This is a genomic window from Agromyces sp. NPDC004153 (assembly GCF_053603635.1).
In genome coordinates this window covers 670792-695344 of record NZ_JBSGFY010000002.1, presented here as the reverse complement: position 1 = coordinate 695344, position 24553 = coordinate 670792, and the positions used below count along the sequence as shown (strand labels likewise).

Here is a 24553-nt window from a genome sequence, read left to right as displayed (position 1 = left end):
CGTGCCCGAGCTTCCCGAGGTCGAGGTCGTTCGCGCGGGGCTCGCGCCCGCGGTCACCGGCGCGCGCATCGCCGCCGTCGACGTGCTCGACACGCGCTCGCTGACCCGGCACGACGCGGCATCCGGCGACTTCGAGGCGACCCTCACGGGCGCCCGCATCGAGGCCGCGGTGCGCCGCGGCAAGTTCCTCTGGCTGCCGATCTCGCCCGACCGCGCGATCGTCGGGCACCTCGGCATGAGCGGGCAGCTGCTGCTGCGCACGCCCGACCACCCGGGCGACGACCGGCACGCGCGCATCCGTCTGCACCTCGAGCATCCCGAGCACGGCGAGCTCCGCGTCGACTTCGTCGACCAGCGCACGTTCGGTTCGCTCGCCGTCGACCGGCTTGTGCCCACGGCCGACGGCGAGGTCGCCGGGTTCTCCGCCGGCGTGACGGGACCGTGGACGCGCAGCATCCCGGCCCAGGTCGCGCACATCGCCCGCGACCCGCTCGACCCCGCGTTCGACGACCGCGCCTTCCTCGACGCGTTCGGCCGGCGCTCGTCGGGCGTGAAGCGCGTGCTGCTCGACCAGAACCTCGTGAGCGGCATCGGCAACATCTACGCCGACGAGTCGCTCTGGGCCGTTCGCCTGCACGGCGAGCAGCCCGCGTCGTCCATCCCGCGCCGTCGGGCCCGCGAGCTCCTCGCGACGGTGCGCGAGGTGCTCGGCAAGGCGCTCGCCGAGGGCGGCACGAGCTTCGACGAGCAGTACGTCAACGTCAACGGGGCATCCGGCTACTTCGCCCACTCGCTCAACGCCTACGGGCGGGCCGGCCTGCCCTGCCCGCGCTGCGGCACGCCCATGGTGCGCGAGGCGTTCATGAACCGGTCGTCGCACCGGTGCCCGCGCTGCCAGCGGCTCCGGATGCCGCGTCCGGCCGTCACCGGCTGAGCCCCTCGCGCTGCCAGGCCGCCTCGAGGCCGCACCGCCGGAATCCGAGCGCGATGTTGATCGCGAGCATGTGCTCGTTCTCGTCGGCGTTCCAGGTGTAGACGACGCCGCGCTCGGGCGCCGCCTCGCCGAGCCGGACGAGGTTCGCGAGCTTGACGAGCATGCCGAGGCCGTGGCCGCGGTGCGCGCCGACCACGAGCGTGTCGTACTGGTAGGCGAGGGGCCTGTCGAGCGGAAGCAGGAGCTCGGTGTAGCCGGCGATCGCGCCGTCGCCGGTCACCGCGGCGGCGACGAGCACGCCCATGCCGCCGTCGAGCTGCTCCGACTCGTGCTCGCGCACGCGCGCGGCATCCCACCGCTCCTCGTCGATCGTGACGCCGCCCGCCGGCACGTCGAGCGCCATGCGGGCGCGCGCCGCCGCGTAGGCGTCGACGAGGCGCTCGGGCGCGCGGTCGGTCCAGAGCTCGAGCCGGTAGCCGAGCTCGGCAGCGCGGGTGACGCGCCGAGCGAGCTCCTCTCGGTATCCGTCGACGCGGCCCTCGACCGCGAGGCTGCTCACGCGCTCGAGCTGCTCGAGCGCGTAGCCGTGCGCGGCCGCGAACGCCGCGGCCGGTGCGGATGCCGCGAGCTCCGCGTCGCCGTCGGGTGCGCGCAGCACCGGCCCGTCGGGCGCCTCGCCGGTGTCGGGGTGATCGGAGTAGGCGACGACGATCGAGCGTCCGAGCCCGCGTGCCGTCTCCTCGGCGGCGGCGAGGAGCTGCGAGCCGACGCCGCGCCGCCGGTGCGCGGGGGCGACGCCGAGCGTGACCTCGATCGTGGCCGCGTCGTCGCCGCGCTCCCAGCCGATGCGACTGCGACCCACGAGCGTCCCGCCGTCCCACGCGCCGAAGAACCGCCGGCCGCGGCGCACGTCGTTCCGGTGGAGCGCGAGCAGCTCGGCGGGTGTCTCGGCGAAGTGGTCGTGCCCCCAGTTCGCCCGCTCGAGCTCGAAGCCGAGTGCCGCGTAGGCCTCGAAGTCGGCGGCCTCCGGCGTGCCCAGAGCACGCGGGACCTCCACCGGTCGAACCTCGACGGTCATCGTCGCTCCTCACCTCGGCGCAGGCAGCCGCCCAGACTAGCGCGGGGGCGAGGTCGGCGGCAAGGGCCGATCCGGCCGGGACGGCGCGCGAGGCGGGGCGCGAGGGCCCGACTCGGGTACGCTTCTCCGAGGCATCCGCACCATCGAGCCGAACCCGGGGGAGCATGTACCTCAAGAGCCTGACGCTGAAGGGCTTCAAGTCCTTCGCGCAGCCGACGACGTTCGCGTTCGAACCGGGCGTCACGTGCATCGTCGGCCCCAACGGCTCGGGCAAGTCCAACGTCGTCGACGCGCTCGCCTGGGTGATGGGCGAGCAGGGCGCGAAGACCCTGCGCGGCGGCAAGATGGAGGACGTCATCTTCGCGGGCACGGCCACGCGCGGTCCGCTGGGCCGCGCCGAGGTCAGCCTCACCATCGACAACGCCGACGGCGCGCTGCCCATCGAGTACACCGAGGTGACGATCTCGCGCACGCTCTTCCGCAGCGGGCAGAGCGAGTACGCCATCAACGGCGAGACGTGCCGGCTCCTCGACGTGCAGGAGCTGCTCAGCGACTCGGGCCTCGGCCGCGAGATGCACGTCATCGTGGGTCAGGGCCAGCTCGACGCCGTGCTGCACGCGAGCGCCGAGGACCGCCGAGGCTTCATCGAGGAGGCCGCGGGCATCCTGAAGCACCGCCGGCGCAAGGAGAAGACGCTCCGCAAGCTCGACGCCATGCAGGCGAACCTCACGCGCCTGTCCGACCTCGCCGGCGAGATCCGCCGCCAGCTGAAGCCGCTCGGGCGCCAGGCGGAGGTCGCCCGGGAGGCGGCCACGATCGCCGCGGTCGTGCGCGACGCACGCGCCCGCCTGCTCGCCGACGAGGTCGTCGGCCTGCGCCGGGCGCTCGAGGAGCACGGGCGCAGCGAGCACGAGCGCCACAGCGAGCGCCTCGTACTGCAGGAGGAGCTCGAGCAGCACCAGGCCAGGGTCGAGCGGCTCGAGGCGACCTACCTCGGCGACGACGTCGATGCGGCGCGCTCGACGACGCACGCGCTCGAGTCGGCGCAGGAGCGCCTGCGCGCGCTCGACGCCCTCGCCCGGCAGCGCATCGCCCTGCTGAGCGCCCAGGTCGAGCCGGCGGATGCCGCGCCGAGCGTCACCCGCGCGATGATCGACGAGGCGACCGACGGCCTCGGCGGCTTCACCGCCGCAGTCGGCGACGCGGCCTCCGCGCTCGAGTCGGCCGTCGTCGCGACCCGCACCGCGCGCGACGAGCTCGACGTCGTCGACCAGGGCATCGCGCGCCAGAGTGCGCAGGTCGCGGCCTACGACCTGGAGTCGTCGAAGCTCACCGGCAAGGCCGACACCGCCGCATCGAAGCTCGCCGCCGTGCGCGGCGAGGTGCTCCGGCACGCGAACGCCCTCGAGGCCGCCGCCGCCCGACGCGAGGCCGCCGGCGCCGAGCTCGCCCGCGTCGAGGCCGAGGCCGAGGCCGGCGGCGACGCCGAGACCGACCTCGACGAGGCGTACGAGCTCGCCCAGGCCGCGGTGTTCGAGGCCGAGGCCGAGATCGAGCGGATCCGCGAGGAGCTGCACGCCCGCGAACGCGAGCAGGGCGCGCTCGCCGCGCGCACGTCAGCCCTCTCGCTGGCGCTCGACCAGAAGGACGGCTCGGCCGCACTCGTCGCCGCGAACGTCGACGGCGTGCGGGGCCTGCTCGCCGAGTCGCTGCACGTCGAGCCCGGGTTCGAGGCGGCGATCGCCGCCGCGCTCGGATCGCTGACCGACGCCGTGCTCGTGGACGACCGCGCCGCCGCCTGGCGCGCCCTCGACCACGCCGAGCGCGGCGAGCTCGGCCGGGTCGCGCTCGCGCTCGCGGACCCCGGCGTCGCCCCGCGTGGGGGGATCGCGGTCGACGGGCTCACCGCGGCATCCGACGTCGTCAGAGCCCCCGCCGGCGTGACCGCGCTGCTCGCCGAGGTGCTGATCGCCGACGATCTCGCGGCCGCGCGCGCCGCAGAGCCCGCGCTCGCGCGACTCGACGGACCCGCCACCGTGATCACGAAGGACGGCACGGTCGTCGGCCGCTACGTCGTGCGCGGGGGCACCGGACGCGAGCAGAGCCGCATCGAGCTCATCGCCGAGCGCGATCGCGCCGGCGCCCGGCTCGAGGAGGTGCGCTCGGAGCTCGAGCGCAGCCGCTTCGAGCTCGCCGAGCAGCGCGAGCTCGTCGAGCGGTCGAAGGAGCAGGCGAAGGCAGCACTCGCCGCGCTGCGCGAGTACGACGCGCAGCTCGCTCGGCGCACCGAGCTGCTCAACCGCGCCCGCGTGCAGGTCGAGGCCGCCCACGCCGAGGCCGCGCGCCTCGAGCAGGCCGCCGCGAACGCGCAGGAGCGGGTCGCCGAGGCCGAGCGCGCCGCGGATGCCGCGAAGGCCGAGCTCGAGGCCGCCCGCGCCGTGCCCCGTCCCGTGCTCGACGGGACCGCCCGCGACGGCGCCGTGGCGGCGCTCGATCGCGCGCGGGAGCTCGAGGTCGAGGCGAGGCTTCGGGTCGAGACGGCCAAGGAGCGCGTGCGCGCCGAGGATGCGCGCGTGCGCGCCATGGAGCGCCAGTTCGAGGCCGAGCAGCAGGCCGCAGCGGATGCCGCACGGCGGGCCGTGCTGCGCCGAGCCCAGCTCGCGGCGGCGTCGCGGGTCGCCGAGTCGCTGCCCGCGGTGCTCGCGTCGGTCGACGCCTCGGTCGCATCAGCGCGCGTCGCACTGGGACGAGCGGAGGCGCAGCGCGCCAGCCGCAACGAGGAGCTGCAGCGCGTGCGCCGGCAGGAGGCCGCCGTGCGCGAGCGGCTGCACGCCGTGACCGAGGACGTGCACGGCCTCGAGCTGCGCATCTACGAGAAGAAGCTGCACGCGGCCGGGTTGGTCGAGCGCGCCGAGTCGGAGCTCGGGCTCACCGAGGACGTGCTCGTGGCGGAGTACGGTCCCGAGGCGGAAGTGCCGCCCGAGCACGAGGACGCCGAGCCGCGCCCGTTCGTGCGCGAGGAGCAGCAGCGCCGCCTCGCCGCCGCCGAGCGCAAGCTCGCCCAGCTCGGGCGCGTGAACCCGCTCGCGCTCGAGGAGTTCGCCGCGCTCGAGCAGCGGCACCAGTTCCTCACCGAGCAGCTCACCGACCTCGCGAACACCCGCAAGGACCTCCTCACGATCATCGAGGAGATCGACGGCAAGATGGAGTCGATCTTCCGCGGCGCGTTCGAGGACACCCGCGCGGCGTTCGCCGAGGTGTTCCCCGTGCTGTTCCCCGGCGGCGAGGGGCGCATCGCGCTGACCGACCCCGACGACCTGCTCACCACCGGCATCGAGGTGTCGGTGAAGCCCGCCGGCAAGAAGATCGAGCGCCTCTCGCTCCTCTCGGGCGGCGAGCGCTCCCTGGCCGCGGTCGCGCTGCTCATCGCGATCTTCAAGGCCCGCCCGAGCCCGTTCTACATCATGGACGAGGTCGAGGCGGCGCTCGACGACGCCAACCTCGGGCGCCTGCTCACGACGCTCGAGGACCTGCGCGAGTCGAGCCAGCTCATCGTCATCACGCACCAGAAGCGCACGATGGAGATCGCCGACGCGCTCTACGGCGTCTCGATGCGCCAGGACGGCGTGTCGGCGGTCGTGGGCCAGCGCGTGCGCGAGGAGCGCGAGGCGAAGGCGAGCTGACGCCGGCGCGCGACATCCGCTCGCCGGCGATCAGGTCAGCCGGCGGTCGCGGGAGTCGACCGTACGGAACCAGCGGTAGCCGTAGGCGCCAACCTCGACCTCTGCGCGGCCCTTCTCGTCGATCGGCACGACGGCGTCGCTGAGCAGGTCGGACAGCCGGGCGTCGTCGGCGACCTCCCCGAGCCGGAGGCGGATGGTCGCAGGAACCGACGCGAAGTTGTGCACGGCGATGAAGCTGCCGACGTCGGCGACGATGCGGTGCGCGAGGACCGAGGGCTCGCCCGTGTCGAGCAGCTCCAGGCGGCCCCACCCGATCTCGGGAGAGCTGCGGTACCGGTGCGCGAAGCGGCCGATCTTCGCGAGCAGCGACTCGGGGTCGTGCATCTGCGACTCGACGTTCACGTGCTCGGGCGCGTAGCCGTCGGTAGGCGGCTTCGCCACGAGCTTGCGCGCGGGCGCGCGCGAGAACCCGCCGTTCGCCTCGGTCGACCACTGCATGGGCGAGCGCACGGGCATGCGACCCCCGAGGTCGGGGTTCTCGCCCATGCCGATCTCCTCGCCGTAGAACAGCACGGGCGTGCCCGGGAGCGAGAACAGGAGACTGTAGGCGAGCTCGATGCGTCGCGGATCGCCGCCGAGCATGGGCGGGAGCCGCCGCGCGATGCCCCGCCCGTAGATCCGCTGTGACTCCTCGGGAGCGAAGGCGTCGAACACCTCCTCGCGCTCGTCGTCGTTCAGCTTGTCGAGGGTCAGCTCGTCGTGGTTCCGCACGAAGTTCGCCCACTGCGCCTCGATGCGCAGTTCGGGGCGCGCGGCCAGCATCTCCGCGAGCGGGGTCGCGTCCTCGCGCGCGAACGACAGGTACATGCGCTGCATCGCGGGGAAGTCGAACTGCAGCGTGAGCTCGGCGGGCGCATCGACGTGGCCGAAGAAGTCGAGCTGCCCCGCGTAGTCCAGGTTCACCTCGCCGAGCAGGATGGCGTCGCTCGAGCGACGCTGCAGGAATCGGCGGATGTCGCGGAGGAACTCGTGCGGGTCGCCGACGTCGATGCCGGCGGGCGGCTCGATGAGGAACGGCACGGCGTCGACGCGGAACCCCGAGACGCCGAGCTCGAGCCAGAAGCCCATGGTCTTCGCGATCTCGTCGCGCACGGCCGGGTTCGCGATGTTCAGATCGGGCTGGTGCCGGTAGAAGCTGTGCAGGTAGTACTGGTCGGTGCGCTCGTCGTACTCCCAGACGCTCGTCTCCTCGCCGGGGAACACCACCTCGGGCTGCTGCTTCGGCGGCTCGTCGCGCCACACGTAGAAGTCGCGGAACCGCGAGTCGCGACTGCGACGCGCGTCGAGGAACCACGGATGCCGGTCGGAGGTGTGGTTCATGACGAAGTCGATGATGACCCGCATGCCCCGGTCCTTCGCGGTGCGCATGAACTCGACGAAGTCGCCGAGCGAGCCGACGCGCGGGTCGACGGCCTGGAAGTCGCTGATGTCGTAGCCGTCGTCGCGGCGCGGCGACGGCTGGAACGGCATGAGCCAGAGGCAGCTGACGCCGAGGTCGGCGAGGTGATCGAGCCGGTGCGAGAGACCCTCGAAATCGCCGATGCCGTCGTCGTTCCAGTCCATGTACTTCTCGACGTCGAGGCAGTAGACCACCGCGGTCTTCCACCAGAGGTCGCTCCGGTCGGTGATCTTCATCGACCCACCACCTTCAGTTCGGGCACGACCTGCTCGCCGAAGACGTCGATGAACTCGTCCTGCGTCGTCCCGACGTGGTGCAGGAAGACGCGGTCGGCGCCGACGTCGACGAGCTCGGCGAGCTTCGCCAGGTGGCGGGCGGGGTCGCTCGAGACCTGCACCGTGCTCGCGACGTCGTCGGGCGTGGCATCCGCCGTCGCCGCATCGAACGCCTCGGGGCGATCGATCTCCCAGATCACGGGACCGGGCAGCACGCCCGTCCGCCACTGGTCGTGCGCGATCGCGAGGGCCTCCTCGTCGGTGCGAGCCCAGCTGAGGTGCACCTGCACGGCGACGGGGCCGTGGCCACCGGCGTCGCGGTAGGCGCCGATGACCTCGCGCAGTGCGTCGCGGGGCTGGTCGACCGTGATGAGGCCGTCGGCCCACGCAGCACCCGCACGGGCCGTCTCCGAGCTCACGGCGGCGACGTGCAGCGGCGGCGGCACCGGCGGCAGGCTCCAGACCCGCCCTCGATCCATCCGCACGTGGCCGTCGGTGGAGACCTCCTCGCCGCGGAGCAGCCGCCGGATCGCGTCGACGGATTCGCGCAGGCGCTCGTCGCGCTCCGCCTTCGGCGGGAACGGGTCGCCCGTGACGTGCTCGTTGAGCGCCTCCCCGCTGCCCAGCGCGGTCCAGAACCGGCCGGGGTACATCGACTCGAGTGTCGCGATCGCCTGCGCCGTGATCGCCGGGTGGTAGCGCTGGCCAGGGGCCGTGACGACGCCGAGGGGGATCAGCGTCGCCTGCAGCACCGAGCCGAGCCAGCTCCAGGCGTAGCCGGACTCGCCCTGCCGGACGCTCCAGGGTTCGAGGTGATCGGAGCACATCGCGGCGTCGAAGCCGGCCTCCTCGGCGCGCTGCACGGCGTGCAGCAGGTGCGCCGGGGCGATCTGCTCGTGCGAGGCGTGGAATCCCACGATCGTCATCCGCACTCCTTCCGACACCCTCGACGCTTCCGCGCCCGTGCCGAGGCGGCAAGGCCTTGCAAATAGACTCGCCTACATGGCAGAACGCGCATCGTGGTCGCTCGGGGCGGCTCTCCGGGGGGTCTTCGGTGCGAAGACCATCGACGAGGACACGTGGGACGACCTCGAGTCGGCCCTGATCCGGGCCGACTTCGGTCCGGCCGTCACCGAGGAGATCGTCGACGCGATCAAGGCGCAGGTCGAGCGGTACCGCACGACCGACCCCCGCGACGTGCAGCGGATGCTGCGGGAGCTCATCGAGGAGCGGCTCTCGAAGTACGACCCGACGCTGAAGCTCACCGAGCGGCCCGCCGTGGTGCTCGTCGTCGGCGTGAACGGCGTGGGCAAGACCACGACGATCGGCAAGTTCGCCCGGTTCCTGCGCAGCTACGACCGCAGCGTGGTCGTGGGCGCGGCCGACACGTTCCGCGCGGCCGCGGTCGACCAGCTCGCGACCTGGGCGGCCCGCGCGGGCGTCGACGTCGTGCGCCCCGAGCGCGAGGGCCAGGACCCGGCATCCGTCGCGTTCCAGACCGTCGAGAAGGCCAAGCAGGACGGCATCGAGATCGTCATCATCGACACCGCCGGCCGCCTGCACACCAAGGGCGGGCTCATGGACGAGCTGTCGAAGATCCGGCGCGTCGTCGAGAAGCAGGCGCCGATCAGCGAGGTGCTGCTCGTGCTCGACGCCACGACCGGGCAGAACGGCCTCGCGCAGGCCGACGCGTTCATCGAGCACGGCGGCGTGACCGGCCTCGTGCTCACGAAGCTCGACGGCAGCGCGAAGGGCGGGTTCGTGCTGGCCGTGCAGGAGAAGACGGGCCTGCCGATCAAGCTCATCGGCCAGGGCGAGGGCATCGGCGACCTCACGGGCTTCACACCGCACGTGTTCGCGCAGAAGCTCGTCGGCTAGGCAGGGGAGGCATCATGGCGACCGAGCACGACTACTTCGGCATCGTCGGCGACTACTGGTCGGAGATGATCGAGTACGCCGACCAGCGCGTCGAGGTCGTGCTCGACGCCGAGGACGAGTCCGTCGCCACGACCGCGCTGGATGCCGCGGCCGCCCTCGTCGGCGAGCTCGAGCTCGTCGACGACGAGCTGCGGTCGGCGTTCGTCAGCCAGCTCGACTCGGGCAGCACGCCCGTCGTGCGGTTCCTCGACGTGCTGCTCGACCCCGACCTCGAGCAGGCCGAGGAGATCGAGGACGCGATCGGCCGGGACTCCGGCGACCGCCAGCTCGACGCGCTGCGCTCGATGAGCCTCGTGCGCGTCGACCTCCGCCCCGAGGCCGACGGCGAGGGCGAGCCGTTCGCCGAGTTCGAGTACGCCCTCGCACCCGAGGAGACCGACGAGCGCCTCGTCGCGGTGATCGACACGGGCCGCGAGATCGTCGACGTCCGCTTCGAGGGGTAGTTCCCGCCCGCGCAGCGGGGAGGCATCCGCTCTCGCCTACAATCGAAGGCACCATGGCTACCTTCGGAAACCTGTCTGACCGCCTCGCCGAGACCTTCAAGAACCTCCGCACCAAGGGCAAGCTGTCGGCGGCCGACGTCGACGGCACGGTGCGCGAGATCCGTCGCGCCCTGCTCGACGCCGACGTCTCGCTCGACGTGGTCAAGCAGTTCACGGCGCACGTGCGCGAGCGCGCGCTCGGCGACGAGGTCAACAAGGCGCTGAACCCCGCGCAGCAGGTCGTGCAGATCGTCAACGACGAGCTCATCGCGATCCTCGGCGGCGAGCAGCGCCGCCTGCAGTTCGCGAAGAACCCGCCGACGGTCATCATGCTCGCGGGCCTCCAGGGCGCCGGAAAGACCACGCTCGCGGGCAAGCTCGCGAAGTGGCTCGTGAAGGACGGCCACACCCCGATGCTCGTCGCGGCCGACCTCCAGCGTCCGAACGCCGTGAACCAGCTCCAGGTCGTCGGCGGCCAGGCCGGCGTGCCGGTCTTCGCGCCCGAGCCCGGCAACGGCGTCGGCGACCCGGTGAAGGTCGCGAAGGACGCCGTGGCGCAGGCCATGCGCACGCAGCACGACGTGGTCATCATCGACACCGCCGGTCGCCTCGGCGTCGACGCCGAGATGATGAAGCAGGCCGCCAACATCCGCACGGCGACGAACCCCGACGAGGTGCTGTTCGTCATCGACGCGATGATCGGCCAGGACGCCGTCACCACGGCGAAGGCGTTCCAGGACGGCGTCGACTTCACGGGCGTCGTGCTCTCGAAGCTCGACGGCGACGCGCGCGGCGGCGCTGCGCTCAGCGTGGCATCCGTCACCGGGCGCCCCATCATCTTCGCGTCCACGGGCGAGGGCCTCGACGACTTCGAGCCGTTCCACCCCGATCGCATGGCGAGCCGCATCCTCGACCTCGGCGACATCCTCACCCTCATCGAGCAGGCGCAGCAGGCCTTCGACGAGGAGGAGGCGCTCAAGGTCGCCGAGAAGCTCGCGACCGAGCAGTTCACGCTCGAGGACTTCCTGAAGCAGATGCAGCAGCTGCGCGGCGCCGGCTCGCTCAAGAAGATGCTCGGCATGCTGCCGGGCGCGGGCGGCATGAAGCAGCAGCTCGAGAACTTCGACGAGCGCGAGATCGTGCGCACCGAGGCGATCATCCAGTCGATGACGGTCGCCGAACGACGCAACCCCAAGCTCCTCAACGGCTCGCGGCGGCTGCGCATCGCGAAGGGCTCCGGCATGACGGTGACCGACGTGAACCAGCTCGTGCAGCGCTTCGAGCAGGCCGCGAAGATGATGAAGACCGTCGCGCGCGGCGGGGTGCCGCAGGTCCCCGGCATGGGCCCGATCCCGGGCGTCGGCACCTACGGCGGCGGCAAGCGACAGGCGGCGAAGGGCAAGAAGAAGCCGTCCGGCTCGCGCTCGGGCAACCCCGCGAAGCGCGCCGCCGAGAACGCCGCGATCGCGTCGGGGGTCGGGCCGGCCGGCCCGTCGTCGGCTCCCACGGGATCGGGCTTCGGCCTCGGCGGTGGCGGCGGTGCCGGCGCGAAGGGCGCCCCGAGCGAGGAGGAGCTCGCCGCCCTGCAGAAGTTCCTCGGCCGCTGACGGCCGGGGGCGGGCCCGGGCTCGCCTGAGCGTCGACGTCGGTCGGACGAGCGGGCGGATGCCGCGTGGGCGGCGTCGGCCGGGCGGGCGGATGCCGCGTGGTCGACGTCAGCCGGCCGGCAGCCGCGCCTCGATCTCGAGGAGCCGGTCGACCTCGAGCGCCTGGGCGGTCGCGATCGCGCGTGCCCAACGCGTGACCGCGGAGTCGCCGGGCTCCGCGAGCCGGGTCTCCGCCATCTCGATCGCGCCGTGGTGGTGCGGCACCATGGCCTCGATGAACAGGCGGTCGAACGCCGTGCCCTGCAGCTCCGCGGCCCGGTCGAGCGTCGAGCGGCTGATCGCGCCCGCCATGTCGTCGGCGTGGCCGTGCCCGCCGCCCGCATCGTCGCGGGTGCTCCGGCGCTCGAGCCAGGTGCGCATCTGCTCGGCCTCGTCGGCCTGCACGAGGGCGATCCGCTCGGCCAGGCCCGCGAGCTCCGCATCGTCGACCCGCCCGGGCGCGAGCTCCGCGAGCTCGACGGCCTGCTCGTGGTGCACGATCATCGCGGCGACGAAGGCGAGGTCCGCCTCGGTCGCCGCCTGATCGGCAGGCGCGCCCGTCGCCGTGCCATCCGACTCGGAGCCCGGCGGTGGCGGCGGCGTGACGAAGGACGGGGTCGTCGCGACCGTGCCGGTGCCGGCCGTGCAGCCCGCGACGCCGGCGACGAGCGCGAGCGCCAGCGCGAGGGCGGGAGCCGTGGCGAGCGCGGACCGTCGCGGCCCGGCGCCACGGGGGAGGCGCGCCGCCGTCATCGGAGGGTCCGCCGGCGACGTCGGACGGCGAGTGCGGCGTGGTAGGCCAGTGCGATGGCGAACGGGGCGAGCACGAGCAGCCACCATGCGTCGCCGCCGGGCGCCTCCGTCGCGGCATCCGCTGCGGGTGCCGCCGTGCGCTCGGCCACGACGACGCTCGCGAGCGCGAGCTTCGGCGCGGAGGCGTCGCCTCGCACGACGAGGTCGTAGGTGCCGGCGACGAGCGGGCCGGGCAGGGTCACCTCGGTCGGCGCGAGCGCGCCGTCCTCGGCGGCGGAGACCGTGGCGAGCACCGCCTGCGTCGGCATCCACCACACGTCGGCCGTCTCGCCGGGCGCGAGCGATCCGGCCGGCAGCGACACCGTGACCGTCGCCGTGTCGGCCGGAACGAGCTCGGCCGGCTCCACCGTGAGCGTCTCGAGCGGTGCGCGTTCCTCGGGCGCGGTCGGCACCACGGGCGCCTCGCGCCACACCCACGCATACGAGGGCTGCGTCTGCGGGTTCAGGCTCGCGTCGTCGTAGCGCGCGGCGTCGGCGAAGATCGGATCCGTGAGGCGCAGCACGTCGAGGCCCTCGTACATGTCGCTCGCGTAGAGGTGGCCGCGGTACGGGTACACCGCCCAGATGCCGGCCGTGTAGTCCATCGAGTAGCCGTAGGAGGGCCGGTCGAACCAGGCGAGCTCGACGGGCGCGGCCGGGTCGGTGAGGTCGACGACCGAGACCCCGCCCTCGAGCCACGCCTGCGCGATGATGAACCGCCCGGGCACCGGCACCAGGCCGCCCGAGTGGGCGACGCACTTCTCGAGGTCGGACTGCTCGCGCGGGAGCTTGTACGTGCCCGCCTTGACGAGCCCGTCGGGCTGGATGAGCCACACCGCGTCGGCGCCGCGATCGGCTCCGTAGGCCGGCGAGCACGTGTTGATGAAGCCGTCGCCGAGCTCGTCCTGGAAGACGATGCGCGTCGCGTCGTTGTCGAAGATGCCCGAGTGCCAGAACGTCACGGCGGGGTCGCGCACGCGCTGCAGCACGACCGGGTTCAGCGGGTCGGCGATCGAGAGCAGCAGCCCGTCGCCCCTGCATGCCGCCACCGCGAGCCCCTTGGCCGGGTACGCCGTGATGTCGTGGCATCCGGTGGTCGAACGGGTCTCGGCGCCGCCCGCCACCCGGTCCTCGGGCCCGAATGCGGTCTCGTCGTCGAACAGGTCGAGCTCGCTGACGATCGCCGCCTCCTCGGGGGCGGCGAGCGGCACCTCGATGACCTGCAGCGGGTTGCGGCCGGTGCAGTTGAGCGACGCGCCCCGGCTGTAGGCGTTCATGTACACGAACACGCGGTCGGTGCTCCCCGGATCGGGCACGACCGTGTGCGTGTGCCCGCCGCAGCGGGTGCGCACGGCGGCGGCGTAGCGGGGCGCCGCCGGGTCGCTGATGTCGAAGATGCGCAGCCCCTCCCAGTTCTCCGCGGTCTCGGGCACCCGGCTCGCCGCGCAGGAGTCGTCGGACATCGTCTCGTCGATCGCGATGAGCACGAGGTTGCCGACCGTGCTGACGTCGCCCTGCCCGCCCGGACACGACACGGCGCTCACGAGCTCGGGCGAGGCCGGGTCGGCGATGTCCCAGATCGAGAAGCCCGCGTAGTTGCCCTGCACGAGGTAGTCGCCCGAGAAGGCGAGGTCGGAGTTGATGTAGTCGGCGTCGTCGCCCTGCCGGAACGGGTTGTCGCGGTGGGCGACCCACTCGATGCCGCCGCCCATCGAGGGCTCGCGGCCCGGCGGTGCGACGGGTGGCGCGGGTTCGGCGGGTGCGGGCTGGGCGACCGCGGGCGAGCCCGCAGCGCCCGCGGCCCCCACGGCGAGCATGACCGCGAGGAGGCCGACCGCGAGGGTGCGCGCCCGCGACCACGCGCGACCGGCGGCCATGCTCAGTCCACGGGATCGTCGTCGCGACGCACGGGCGCGTCGCCCACGAAGGCGGTGAGGGCGGTGTCGCGCAGCAGCTCGACGGGTCGCGGACCGGTGTCGGCGTTGCGAAGCATCTCGTCGCCCGCGAGGGGCTCCGACGACGCCGCGATGACGACGTTGCCGAGGCTCGTTCCCTCGACGACCGCCGGCGCGGCGAGCGCGAGCACGTCGTCGTACCGCGCGGCGAGCGTCGCGACGACCTCCCGGCTCATGTCGAGCCCCGCGGTCGCGAGGGTGTTCACCACGACGACCCCGTCGGGCGCGAGGAGCTGGTCGAGCTGGCCGAAGAACTCGGCGGTCGACATGTGCCGGGGGGACACCGCACCCGAGAACACGTCGACGACCGCGACGTCCCAGCCGCCTCCCGTGCGTGCGGCCCGCTCCACGGCGACCCGCCCGTCGTCGAACTCGACCGTGAGCTCCACGTCGTCGTCGAGCGGCAGCACGTCGAGCACGAACTCGAAGAGCTCGCGGTGCAGCTCGACCACGTGCTGCACCGACCCGGGTCGCGTCGCGCCGATGTACCGGGGGATCGTGAGGGCGCCCGCTCCGAGGTGCAGCACGCGGATGGGGACGCCGGGCTCGCGGCATCCGTCGATGATGCCGGCGACGAGCCGCGTGTACTCGAGCTGGAGGTCGAGCGGGTCGAGCGGATTCACGTGCGATTGCGTCGTGCCCTCGATGACGAGCGAGAAGCCGCCGTTCGTGCCGCGCTCGGGGAGGAGTCGCGCGCTGACGTGCTCGCCGTCGAGTTCCAGTCGGGGATCGCCCATGCCACCCACACTAGGTGGGGGTCAGGCGGTGGGCCAGACGCCGTGACGACATCGGAATCTTCGGGGTGGAGTTCGCGAATCGGACCTGTGCGCCGCCTATGATGTGCGCCAAAGGACGTGGAACCCGAAGGCGGGCCCTGGCGCCCCGGACCACGCCGGATGGAGGCACGGTGCAGGCGGCGCAGACCCAGTCGCAGCAGGTCGCGGTCGCATGGGACGACCGGGTCCTCGCGACCCACTCCACTCCGCACTTCATGCAGTCGAGCACGTGGGAGGCCGTGCGGTCGCGGGGTCCGTGGCACGTGCACCGCCGCGGCCTCGGCACCGATCGCGACTACCCGGTGCTCGTCTTCGAGCGGCTGGCCGAGGGCTTCGGCCTGTTCCAGCACCTGCCGCGCGTGAGCGGCCTGGAGCCCGCCGACATCGGCGGCCTCACCGATCGGGTCCGCGCCGAGCGCGGCACCGCCTTCGCCACGAAGGTCGAGGTGCACCAGCCCCGAGACGAGGCCCTCGTCGAGGCGTTCCTGGCGAACGGATGGCTGCCGGCCAAGGCCTCGCAGTACCGGCACACGGTCGTCGTCGACACGTCGGCGAGCGAGGAGGAGATCCTCGCGAACATGAAGAAGCGCGCCCGCGCCGAGATCCGCGTGGCCGAGCGCCACGGGGTCGAGGTGCGACGCGCCGAGCTCGACGCCGCGAACCGCGCCCGCATGATCGACCTCGTGCGCGAGACCGAGGAGCGCTCGGGGGCCTTCTTCCGCGGCGACGACTACCTCGAAGGGGTCTGGGAGACGTTCGCCGCCGACGATCGCGGCCAGCTGTACTTCGCCCGGTACGGCGACGAGGTCGTCGCCGGCGCGTTCATCGCCCGCTACGGGCCGAACGCCTGGTACAAGGACGGCGGCTCGACCCGCGAGCACCCGCAGGTCATGGCGTCACGGCTGCTGCAGTGGCGCATCATCTGCGACCTGGCGTCCGACGGCATCTCGCGATACGAGCTCGGCCACGTCCCGCCGCCGGGAGAGCCCGATGCCCCTGGCCAGGGCATCCTCGTCTTCAAGAGCGCCTTCACGCGCGACGTGCTCGAGTACATGCCCGCCTTCCAGCTCTCGCACGAGGAGCGCGGGGAGGCGTGGCGCGTGGGGGAGAGCGCGTTCCTCGCCGCGCATCGCGAGCGCACGGGCGACTACTGGTACTGAGCGGCGGCGGCAACCACGTCCGTTGCGAATGCTTACAGCACGGTAAGTCGCGCGGTCGGCCGACGCGCTACAGTGAACGCGGCGGCAGGCCCGATGCCGCGAACGACCGGCGGATGCCGCGACACGACGACTGGAGCACCACCATGACCACCGGCTCGGCCGACTACCGCGACGCGGGTCTCGCCTTCCCCGACGACTTCCTCTTCGGATCGGCCACGGCGTCGTACCAGATCGAGGGCGCGGTCGACGAGGACGGCCGTGGGCCGTCCATCTGGGACACGTTCAGCCACACGCCCGGCAAGGTCTGGAACGGCGACACCGGCGACGTGGCCGACGACCACTACCACCGCTGGGAGCAGGACCTCGACCTCATGGTGGAGCTCGGCCTCGAGGCGTACCGGTTCTCGATCGCGTGGCCGCGGATCCAGCCCACGGGGCGCGGGCCGGCGAACGAGGCCGGCCTGGCGTTCTACGAGCGGCTCGTCGACGGGCTCATCGCCCGCGGCATCCGCCCCATCGCGACGCTCTACCACTGGGACCTCCCGCAGGCGCTCGAGGACGAGGGCGGCTGGGCGAACCGCGCGACCGCCGAGGCATTCGCCGACTACGCGCGCATCGTGGGGGAGCGCCTCGGCGACCGGATCGCCGTGTGGACGACCCTCAACGAGCCGTGGTGCAGCGCCTACCTCGGTTACGGCTCGGGCGCCCACGCGCCCGGCCTCCTCGACGGCGCCAAGGCGCTCGCCGCGGTGCACCACCTCAACCTCGCGCACGGCCTGGCGATCGCGGCGCTGCGCGAGGTCGTGACGAACGACCCGGGCTATTCGATCACGCTCAACCTGCACGTGATCCGCCCGCACGGGCCGACCGGGGCCGAGGCGGCGCGACGCATCGACGGGCTCGCGAACCGGGTCTTCCTCGGGCCGCTCCTCGACGGGGAGTACCCCGCCGACGTCATCGCCGACACCGCCGAGGTCACCGACTGGTCGTTCGTGAAGCCCGGCGACCTCGAGCTCATCCGCCAGCCGATCTCGCTGCTCGGCGTGAACTACTACTCGACCGTCACCGTCGAGATGTGGGACGGCGTGTCTCCGCGCGTGAAGGCCGACGGCCACAAGGACATGGGCGGTACGCCCTGGCCCGGCTCTGAGCACGTGGAGTTCCTCGTGCAGCAGGGCCCCTACACGGCGATGGGCTGGAACATCGACCCGTCGGGCCTCGAGGACCTGCTCGTCGCCTTGCACGAGGCCTACCCGTCGCTGCCGCTCATGGTCACCGAGAACGGCGCCGCGTTCGACGACGAGGTGACCGACGAACCAGACGGCCCGGCCGTGCACGACGTCGAGCGCGTCGACTACCTGCGCCGGCACTTCACCGCCGCCCACCGCGCGATGGCCCGGGGCGTCGACCTGCGCGGCTACCAGGTGTGGTCGCTCCTGGACAACTTCGAGTGGGGCTACGGCTACTCCAAGCGCTTCGGCATCGTGCGCGTCGACTACGACACGCTCGAGCGGCTGCCGAAGGACAGCGCGAAGTGGTACGCCGAGCTCATCCGCACGAGGGCCATCCCGGCGTAGTCGAGCGGATGCCGCGGGGCGGCCCTCCGGCCCGCGCGCTCAGAAGGCGGGCCTCACGCCTGCGGGTTCACGCCCTCGCGGAGCTCGCGCGCGAGGTGCGCGACGACGGCCGTGAGGTCGCCGCCGGCGGACTCGGCGACGCGCAGCTGCCGCTGGTAGCTCGCCCCGCCGTCGAGCATCGCGCGCACCTGCTGGAGCTCGGCCTGGCAGCCGAGGCGCTCGGCCACGGGTACGAGCGTCGTGAGCAGGTCGCGCAGGTCGTCGCCGACCAGCCGCTCGCTGCCCGCGACATCCGTGATGATCTCGGCGTCCATGCCGTAGCGAGCCGCACGCCACTTGTTCTCGCGCACGTACCAGGGCTGCAGCACGGTCAGCGTCTCGCCGTCGTCGAGGCGCTGGCTCATCCACTCGACGAGGCACTGCACGAGCGCGCCGATCGCCGCGATCTCGGCGGCGGTCGACACGCCGTCGCACACGCGCACCTCCACGGTGCCCCAGCGCGGCGACGGGCGGATGTCCCAGCGCACCTCGGTGTGGTCCTCGATGACGCCCGTGCGCACGAGGTCGTCGACGTAGCGCTCGTAGGCGGCCCAGTCGGCGAGCGGGTAGGGGAGTCCGGCGGTCGGGAGCTGCTGGAACATGAGCGCTCGGTTCGAGGCGTAGCCGGTCTCGACGCCGGCCCAGAACGGGCTCGACGCGCTGAGCGCCTGCAGGTGCGGCATGTACGCGAGCAGCCCGTCGAGGATCGGCAGGGCCTTGTCGCGATCCTCGATGCCGACGTGCACGTGGATGCCCCAGATCATCATGTTCCGCCCCCACCAGCGGGTGCGCTCGATGAGCTTGTGGTACCGCGGCTTGTCGGTGAGGCGCTGGTCGTACCACTGGCTGTAGGGATGCGAGCCGCTGCAGATGAGCTCGTACTCGCCGAGCTCGTCGATCACCGCCCGCACCTCGGCCAGCTGGCCCTCGAGGTCGGCGACGGCGCCCGCGACCCGCTCGTGCACGCCGCTCACGAGTTCGACCGTGTTGGTCAGCAGCTCCGACGTGATCGACGGATGCGTCCCGCCCTCGCTGCGCTCGTCGAGGAGTTCGAGCACGCGATCGGCGATGGACGCGAGCTCGCCGGTCGAGCGGTCGACGATCGCGACCTCCCACTCGAGGCCGATCGTGGAACGCGGGGAACGTGCGAACTCGATCGGCATGCGCGGCCTCCCTCGGGGCGTGCGGGAATCGTGCTCGCAATCATCGCACGGACCCGCCCGGCGCGACGGTCGCGCGTCGGAACGAGGCGCTCGTGCGAGCGTCGAGTACGATGTGCCGCATGATGCGTCACCCGGGCGGGTTCCGATGAGCGGCCAGCAGATGCGCGTGCTCGAGGTGCTGAGCCTGCGCGAGCAGGTCGAGCGCACGCTCTCGTCGCGCATCGTAACGGGCGAGTTCGCACCGGGCACCGTGCTGACGGTGCCGACGCTGGCGGGCGAGTTCGGCGTGAGCGCGACGCCTGTGCGCGAGGCGATGCTCAACCTGGCCCGTCGGGGGTTCCTGAGTCCGCTCCGCAACCGAGGGTTCGAGGTGACCGAGGTCTCGGACGACGAGTTGCGCGAGCTCGGGGAGATCCGGCGGCTCCTCGAGGCGCCGCCCATGCGATCGCTCGCCGGAGCGCTGCCCGACGAGACGGTCGAACGGCTGCGGCGCCTGGCCGACGAGATCGTCCGCGCCGGCCGCGAGGGCCGTTTCGAGGACTACCTCGAGGCGGACACGACGTTCCACCTGACGCTGCTCGAGCGGACGGGGAATCGGCACCTCGTGCGGCTCGTGTCGGAGCTCCGCCAGCAGACCCGGCTGGTGGGGCTCGTGAACCTCGCCGATTCGGACGAGCTGGAGAGCTCGTCGCTCGAGCACGCCGAGCTCATCCGCCTCCTCGTCGAGGGCGACGGCGAGGGTGCCGAGGCCCTCATGCGCCGGCACATCGGCCACGTGGCCGGCCTCTGGAGCGGGCGCCACGAGGCGTAGGTCCGGCTCGCCGGGCAGCCCGCGCACGCCGCGGGTGCGCTTCCGGTCGAGTATGAGTAATATGTCACGTATCACTGAAAGGAGCCGGGCATGCGCGTCGTCGTGATCGGTGCGGGCGCCATCGGCGCGTCCTGCGCGCTCGCGCTCGCCGAGGCCGGCGCCGAGGTCGTCGTCGTCGACCGCGCGGGCGTGGCGGCGGAGACCTCGAGTCGCTGCGAGGGCAACATCCTGGTCTCCGACAAGGCGCCCGGCGCCGAGGCCGACCTGGCGATCGCAGCTCGCGAGGCCTGGCGCGACCTCGCCGCCCGGCTCGACGCCGACCGCGCGCCCGGGCAGCCCGCCACCGAGTTCGAGGCGAAGGGCGGCGTGGTCGTCGCCTTCGCGGGCGGGGCCACCGCACTCGAGGCGTTCGCCGCGTCGCAGCGTTCGATCGGGATCCGCGCCGACGCGGTGTCCTCCGAGGACCTCGGTCGCCTCGAGCCCCACCTCAGCCCCGAGGTCGCGAGCGGCATCCACTACCCCGAGGACGCCCAGGTGCAGCCGAGCCTCGCCACCCAGGCGATGCTCGCCAGGGCGCGCCGCCTCGGCGCCGAGTTCCGGATCACCGAGGTCACGGGTCCGGTGCACGACGGCGATCGCCTGGCCGGCGTGACCACGCCTGAGGGCGCGATCCTGGGCGACGCGATCGTGAACTGCGCGGGCCCGTGGGCCGGCGACATCGCGGCCCTCCTCGGTGCGCGCCTCGACATCCGGCCCCGGCGCGGCGCGATCCTCGTCACCACTCCCATGCCGCAGCGGGTCTTCCACAAGGTCTACGACGCCGACTACGTCGGTGCGGTCGGTTCGAGCGACGCCGCCCTCCAGACCTCGACCGTCGTGGAGTCGACCCCCGCCGGCACCGTGCTGATCGGCTCGAGCCGCGAGCGCGTGGGATTCTCGACGGCCGACATGCTCGCGCCGCTCGCCGAGATCGCGGCGAAGGCGACGCGACTCTTCCCCTTCCTCGCCGACACGATGCTCCTGCGCAGCTACGTCGGCTTCCGGCCGTACACGCCCGACCACCTGCCGGCCATCGGCGCCGACGGCCGCGTGGACGGACTGTTCCACGCGGCCGGGCACGAGGGCGCGGGCATCGGCCTCGCCCCGACGACCGGCCAGCTCGTGGCGCACGCCGTGCTCGGCACGCCCGCACCGCTCGACCCCGCACCGTTCCTTCCTACCCGGGCGAGCCTCGAGGAGGCGGCGTGACCATCCGCATCGCGGTCGACGGCGCCGAGCTCGAGGGGCGCGACGGCCAGACCATCGCCGGCGTGCTGATCGGCGCGGGCCGGCGCAGCTGGCGCACGGCGGCCGGCGCGGAGCGCGGCGTGTTCTGCGGCATCGGCATCTGCCAGGACTGCCTGGTCACCGTCAACGGCGTCGAGGGCATCCGAGCCTGCCAGCGCACCGCCGGCGACGGCGACGTGGTCGAGCGGGAGACGCGATGAGCCGGCGCGTCGTCATCCTCGGTGCGGGCCCCGCGGGTCTCGCCGCCGCACAGGCCGCGCTTGCGCACGGCGCCGACGTCACCGTGCTCGACGAGGGGGAGCGTCCTGGCGGCCAGTTCTGGCGCCACCACGATGCACTCACCGATCCGCGCATGCAGCACCAGTGGCCGCGCTTCGAGCGACTTCGCGGAGCCCTCGACCGGGCCGAGGTGCACGCCCAGGCGAGCGTCTGGCACGTCCAGGCCGACGACGGCCTCCGCGTGCACGCGCTCGTCGGCCCGGCCGACGCGGCCGGCCGCACGGCCCTCACGGTCGGGGCCGATGCGCTCGTCCTCGCCACGGGTGCGCACGACCGTGCGCTGCCCGTGCCCGGGTGGACCCTCCCCGGCGTGATCACCGCCGGCGCCGCGCAGGCGCTCGCGAAGCGCGACGGCGTCGCCCCGGGGCGTCGGACCGTCGTCGCGGGCGCCGGCCCGTTCCTGCTGCCGGTCGCCGCGAGCATCGGCCTCGCCGGCGGCACGGTCGCCGAGGTCGTCGAAGCCGTTGGCGTCGGCGCGATCGCGCGCGGCTGGGGCCGCAGTCCGTGGCGGCTCGCGGGCGCGGCCGGCAAGGCGGGCGAGCTCGCCGAGTACCTCGGCGACCTGTTCCGCCACCGGACGCCCTACCGTTTCGGCAGCGCCGTCACGCGCATCCACGGGGTCGGTACGGTCGAGGGGGTGACCATCCAGCGCGTCGACGCCGACTGGCGTCCGATCCCGGGAACCGAGCGCGTCGTCGAATGCGACTCGGTCGCCCTCGGCCACGGCTTCACCCCCCGCCTCGAGGCGGCGATCCAGGCCGGCTGCGTGATCTCGCCCGACCGATTCGTCGAGGTCGACGAGCGACAGGCGACGTCGGTGCCCGACGTCTTCGCGGCTGGCGAGGTCACCGGCATCGCGGGCGCCGACGCGGCGCTGGCCGAGGGCGCGGTCGCCGGATTCCTCGCCGCCGGCGGCGAGCTCGACGATCCGCGACTGCGCCGCATCGTCGACGCACGGCGTCGGATGCACGCCTTCGCCGAACGACTCGCCACCCACGCCATCCGACCGGGATGGACCGCCTGGCTCGACGACGACACGATCGTCTGCCGCTGCGAGTCCGTCACGCGTGCGCGCATCGCCGAGTACGCCGACGCCTCGAGCCGCGGCATGCGCCTCGCGACGCGCGCCGGCCTCGGCGCGTGCCAGGGTCGCACCTGCGGCCGCAGCGTCGAGGCGCTCGTCGCGGCATCCGTCGACTACGACCAGCGGCCGGTGCTCTCCTCGATCCGCATCGGGGAGCTCGCCGGCCTCCACCACACCCACGACCGAACCCAGCACCAGGAGCAGGAATGACCGAGCAGAACATGGACCTCGGCGGCGTCGTCGTCGCCACCGCCCTCGCCTTCAAGGAGGACCCGTCCGCCCCGGCCGGCCTCGCCGTCGACTACGACCGGTTCGCCGAGCACGTCGACTTCCTCATGTCGAACGGATGCCGCGGCGTCGGCCCGAACGGATCGCTCGGCGAGTACTCGTCCCTCACCGACGAGGAGCGACGGAAGGTCATCCAGGTCGCCGTCGAGGCGGTCGACGGGCGCGGCATCGTCATCGCCGGCGCGCACGGCGTCGGCAGCCACCAGGCGCGCAAATGGGCGGAGCTCGCCCGCGAGGACGGCGCCGACGGCGTGCTGCTGCTCCCGCCGACCGTGTACCGGGCCAACGAGGGCGAGGTCATCGCGCACTTCGAGGAGGTCGCCAAGGTCGGCCTGCCGATCATGGCCTACAACAACCCGTTCGACACGAAGGTCGACCTCGTGCCGTCGCTCGTCGCGAGGCTCGCCGAGATCCCCGAGGTCGTCGCCATCAAGGAGTTCTCGGGCGACGTGCGCCGCGTCTACGAGATCAAGGAGCTGTGCGACATCGACATCATCGCCGGTGCCGACGACGTGCTGTTCGAGCTCATGGTGAACGGCGCGGTCGGCTGGTTCGCCGGCTACCCGAACGCGTTCCCCCGCGAGGCGGTCGAGCTCTACAACCTCTGCGCCGACGGCAAGTGGCACGAGGCGAAGGCGCTCTACGAGCAGCTCGTCGCGGTGTTCCGCTGGGACTCGCGCACCGAGTTCGTGCAGGCCATCAAGCTCTCGATGGACATCTGCGGCAACTCGTACGGCGGCCCGACGCGCCCGCCGCGCGGCCCGCTCTCGGCGGAGCAGCGCGCGCAGGTGACCGCCGACACCGAGCGCGCGCTCGCGGCACTCGCGGCGGCCCGCTGATGCGCACCCGTCGGGTCGTCTCGGCCGTCGACTCGCACACCGAGGGCATGCCGACCCGCGTCGTCACGGGCGGCGTCGGACGGATCCCCGGCTCGACGATGAACGAGCGGCGGCTGTGGGCGATCGAGCACCTCGACGGCCTGCGCGGGTTCCTCATGAACGAGCCGCGCGGCCACGCCGCCATGTCGGGCGCGCTGCTGCAGCCGCCCGCACGCGACGACGCTGACTGGGGCGTGGTGTTCGTCGAGGCGAGCGGCTTCCTGCCGATGTGCGGCCACGGCACGATCGGCGTTGCCACGGTGCTCGTCGAGACGGGCATGGTCGAGGTGACCGAGCCCGTCACCGAGATCCGGCTCGACGTGCCCGCCGGCCTCGTCGTCGCGCGCGTCGAGGTCGAGGGCGGCCGAGCCAAGCGCGTCACGATCGAGAACGTGCCGAGCTTCGTCGAGCGCCTCGACGAGACGATCGAGGTGCCGGGCTACGGCGAGGTGCCGTACTCGATCGCGTTCGGCGGCAACTTCTACGCGCTCGTCGACCTCGAGGACCTCGGGCTGCCGTTCGACCGGGAGCGACAGGACGACATCCTCCGCGCCGGCCTCGCGATCATGGACGCGATCAACGAACAGAAGCCGCCCAGGCATCCCGAGCTCTCGGGGGCCGATCACGTGCACCACGTCGAGTTCATCGCGCCCGGTTCCGACGCGGTCCGCTCGCGCCATGCGATGGCGATCCATCCCGGATGGTTCGACCGCTCGCCGTGCGGCACGGGCACGAGCGCGCGCATGGCCGAGCTCCATGCTCGCGGGGAGCTCGCGCTCGAGACCGACTTCGTGAACGAGTCGTTCATCGGCAGCGAGTTCACGGGTCGCCTGCTGCGCGAGACCGTGGTCGGCGGCGTCCCCGCGGTCGTGCCGACCATCTCGGGCCGTGCCTGGGTCACCGGCATGGGCCAGTACCTCCTCGACGAGGACGACCCCTTTCCCGAGGGCTTCGTCTTCTGACCGACCA

20 protein-coding genes are annotated in these 24553 nt (G+C 72.9%); 13 read left to right on the top strand and 7 right to left on the bottom strand.

What is annotated here, in order from left to right:
- Position 1 precedes the first annotated feature (1 nt).
- On the top strand, positions 2 to 934 hold the full coding sequence (mutM, locus tag ACWEOH_RS17195; protein ID WP_452033015.1) for a bifunctional DNA-formamidopyrimidine glycosylase/DNA-(apurinic or apyrimidinic site) lyase: 933 nt from the start codon (positions 2 to 4) through the stop codon (positions 932 to 934).
- Here mutM and ACWEOH_RS17190 read toward each other — a convergent pair.
- A complete protein-coding gene (locus tag ACWEOH_RS17190) occupies positions 924 to 2012 on the bottom strand; it encodes a GNAT family N-acetyltransferase (protein ID WP_452033013.1) in 1089 nt (362 codons plus the stop codon). The two genes, mutM and ACWEOH_RS17190, sit on opposite strands and share 11 nt — an antisense overlap.
- Positions 2013 to 2176: 164 nt before the next feature.
- Here ACWEOH_RS17190 and smc point away from each other — a divergent pair, with 164 nt between their 5' ends.
- Complete coding sequence (gene smc / locus ACWEOH_RS17185) at positions 2177 to 5695, top strand: chromosome segregation protein SMC (RefSeq protein ID WP_452033011.1); 3519 nt, start codon at positions 2177 to 2179, stop codon at positions 5693 to 5695.
- Positions 5696 to 5725: 30 nt separating this feature from the next.
- Here smc and ACWEOH_RS17180 read toward each other — a convergent pair whose 3' ends face one another.
- On the bottom strand, positions 5726 to 7390 hold the full coding sequence (locus ACWEOH_RS17180; protein WP_452033009.1) for an alpha-amylase family protein: 1665 nt from the start codon (positions 7388 to 7390) through the stop codon (positions 5726 to 5728).
- Entirely contained in the window at positions 7387 to 8355 is a 969-nt protein-coding gene (locus ACWEOH_RS17175) for a TIGR03885 family FMN-dependent LLM class oxidoreductase (protein ID WP_452033007.1), read from the bottom strand. Before ACWEOH_RS17175 ends, ACWEOH_RS17180 begins: the two co-directional genes overlap by 4 nt.
- 76 nt (positions 8356 to 8431) lie before the next feature.
- On the opposite strand from ACWEOH_RS17175, the gene ftsY reads away from it, so the two are divergent.
- Genes ftsY through ffh form a run of 3 tightly spaced genes read left to right on the top strand, consistent with a single transcriptional unit; the run spans position 8432 to position 11456 of the window.
- Positions 8432 to 9307, top strand: a complete 876-nt coding sequence (gene ftsY, locus ACWEOH_RS17170; RefSeq protein ID WP_452033005.1) for a signal recognition particle-docking protein FtsY — start codon at positions 8432 to 8434, stop codon at positions 9305 to 9307.
- Between the two features lie 14 nt (positions 9308 to 9321).
- Positions 9322 to 9810, top strand: a complete 489-nt coding sequence (locus tag ACWEOH_RS17165) for a hypothetical protein (RefSeq protein ID WP_452033003.1) — start codon at positions 9322 to 9324, stop codon at positions 9808 to 9810.
- Positions 9811 to 9863: 53 nt separating this feature from the next.
- Complete coding sequence (gene ffh, locus ACWEOH_RS17160; protein ID WP_452033001.1) at positions 9864 to 11456, top strand: signal recognition particle protein; 1593 nt, start codon at positions 9864 to 9866, stop codon at positions 11454 to 11456.
- 108 nt (positions 11457 to 11564) lie between these two features.
- Here the strand turns inward: ffh and ACWEOH_RS17155 are convergent, their stop codons facing one another.
- The 3 genes from ACWEOH_RS17155 to ACWEOH_RS17145 are packed head-to-tail and all read right to left on the bottom strand — an operon-like array spanning position 11565 to position 14979.
- Positions 11565 to 12248 (bottom strand): DUF305 domain-containing protein, encoded by a 684-nt coding sequence (locus ACWEOH_RS17155; protein ID WP_452032999.1) that lies wholly within the window; start codon positions 12246 to 12248, stop codon positions 11565 to 11567.
- Positions 12245 to 14164: an LVIVD repeat-containing protein gene (locus tag ACWEOH_RS17150; RefSeq protein ID WP_452032997.1), complete on the bottom strand. Its 1920-nt coding sequence runs from the start codon at positions 14162 to 14164 to the stop codon at positions 12245 to 12247. Before ACWEOH_RS17150 ends, ACWEOH_RS17155 begins: the two co-directional genes overlap by 4 nt.
- A 2-nt stretch (positions 14165 to 14166) precedes the next feature.
- Positions 14167 to 14979, bottom strand: a complete 813-nt coding sequence (locus ACWEOH_RS17145; RefSeq protein ID WP_452032996.1) for a spermidine synthase — start codon at positions 14977 to 14979, stop codon at positions 14167 to 14169.
- Between the two features lie 170 nt (positions 14980 to 15149).
- On the opposite strand from ACWEOH_RS17145, the gene ACWEOH_RS17140 reads away from it, so the two are divergent.
- Together ACWEOH_RS17140 and ACWEOH_RS17135 are read left to right on the top strand one after the other, a co-directional pair.
- On the top strand, positions 15150 to 16178 hold the full coding sequence (locus tag ACWEOH_RS17140) for a lipid II:glycine glycyltransferase FemX (protein ID WP_452032995.1): 1029 nt from the start codon (positions 15150 to 15152) through the stop codon (positions 16176 to 16178).
- Between the two features lie 113 nt (positions 16179 to 16291).
- Positions 16292 to 17755, top strand: coding sequence for a GH1 family beta-glucosidase (locus tag ACWEOH_RS17135; protein WP_452032993.1), 1464 nt, complete (start codon positions 16292 to 16294; stop codon positions 17753 to 17755).
- Positions 17756 to 17808: 53 nt separating this feature from the next.
- Here ACWEOH_RS17135 and ACWEOH_RS17130 read toward each other — a convergent pair whose 3' ends face one another.
- Positions 17809 to 18957, bottom strand: coding sequence for a glutamate--cysteine ligase (locus tag ACWEOH_RS17130; protein ID WP_452032992.1), 1149 nt, complete (start codon positions 18955 to 18957; stop codon positions 17809 to 17811).
- A 145-nt stretch (positions 18958 to 19102) separates the two neighbouring features.
- Here ACWEOH_RS17130 and ACWEOH_RS17125 point away from each other — a divergent pair, with 145 nt between their 5' ends.
- From ACWEOH_RS17125 to ACWEOH_RS17100, 6 genes are all read left to right on the top strand, one after another.
- Entirely contained in the window at positions 19103 to 19768 is a 666-nt protein-coding gene (locus tag ACWEOH_RS17125; RefSeq protein WP_452032990.1) for a GntR family transcriptional regulator, read from the top strand.
- 90 nt (positions 19769 to 19858) lie between these two features.
- The gene (locus tag ACWEOH_RS17120; protein ID WP_452032988.1) at positions 19859 to 21016 is read left to right on the top strand and encodes an NAD(P)/FAD-dependent oxidoreductase; all 1158 of its coding nucleotides are present in this window, start codon (positions 19859 to 19861) and stop codon (positions 21014 to 21016) included.
- Positions 21013 to 21255: a (2Fe-2S)-binding protein gene (locus ACWEOH_RS17115; protein WP_452032986.1), complete on the top strand. Its 243-nt coding sequence runs from the start codon at positions 21013 to 21015 to the stop codon at positions 21253 to 21255. Before ACWEOH_RS17120 ends, ACWEOH_RS17115 begins: the two co-directional genes overlap by 4 nt.
- A complete protein-coding gene (locus ACWEOH_RS17110; protein WP_452032984.1) occupies positions 21252 to 22628 on the top strand; it encodes an FAD-dependent oxidoreductase in 1377 nt (458 codons plus the stop codon). Before ACWEOH_RS17115 ends, ACWEOH_RS17110 begins: the two co-directional genes overlap by 4 nt.
- Entirely contained in the window at positions 22625 to 23545 is a 921-nt protein-coding gene (locus ACWEOH_RS17105; RefSeq protein WP_452032982.1) for a dihydrodipicolinate synthase family protein, read from the top strand. The genes ACWEOH_RS17110 and ACWEOH_RS17105 overlap by 4 nt, the downstream gene beginning before the upstream one ends.
- Complete coding sequence (locus tag ACWEOH_RS17100) at positions 23545 to 24546, top strand: proline racemase family protein (RefSeq protein WP_452032980.1); 1002 nt, start codon at positions 23545 to 23547, stop codon at positions 24544 to 24546. Before ACWEOH_RS17105 ends, ACWEOH_RS17100 begins: the two co-directional genes overlap by 1 nt.
- Positions 24547 to 24553 lie beyond the last annotated feature (7 nt).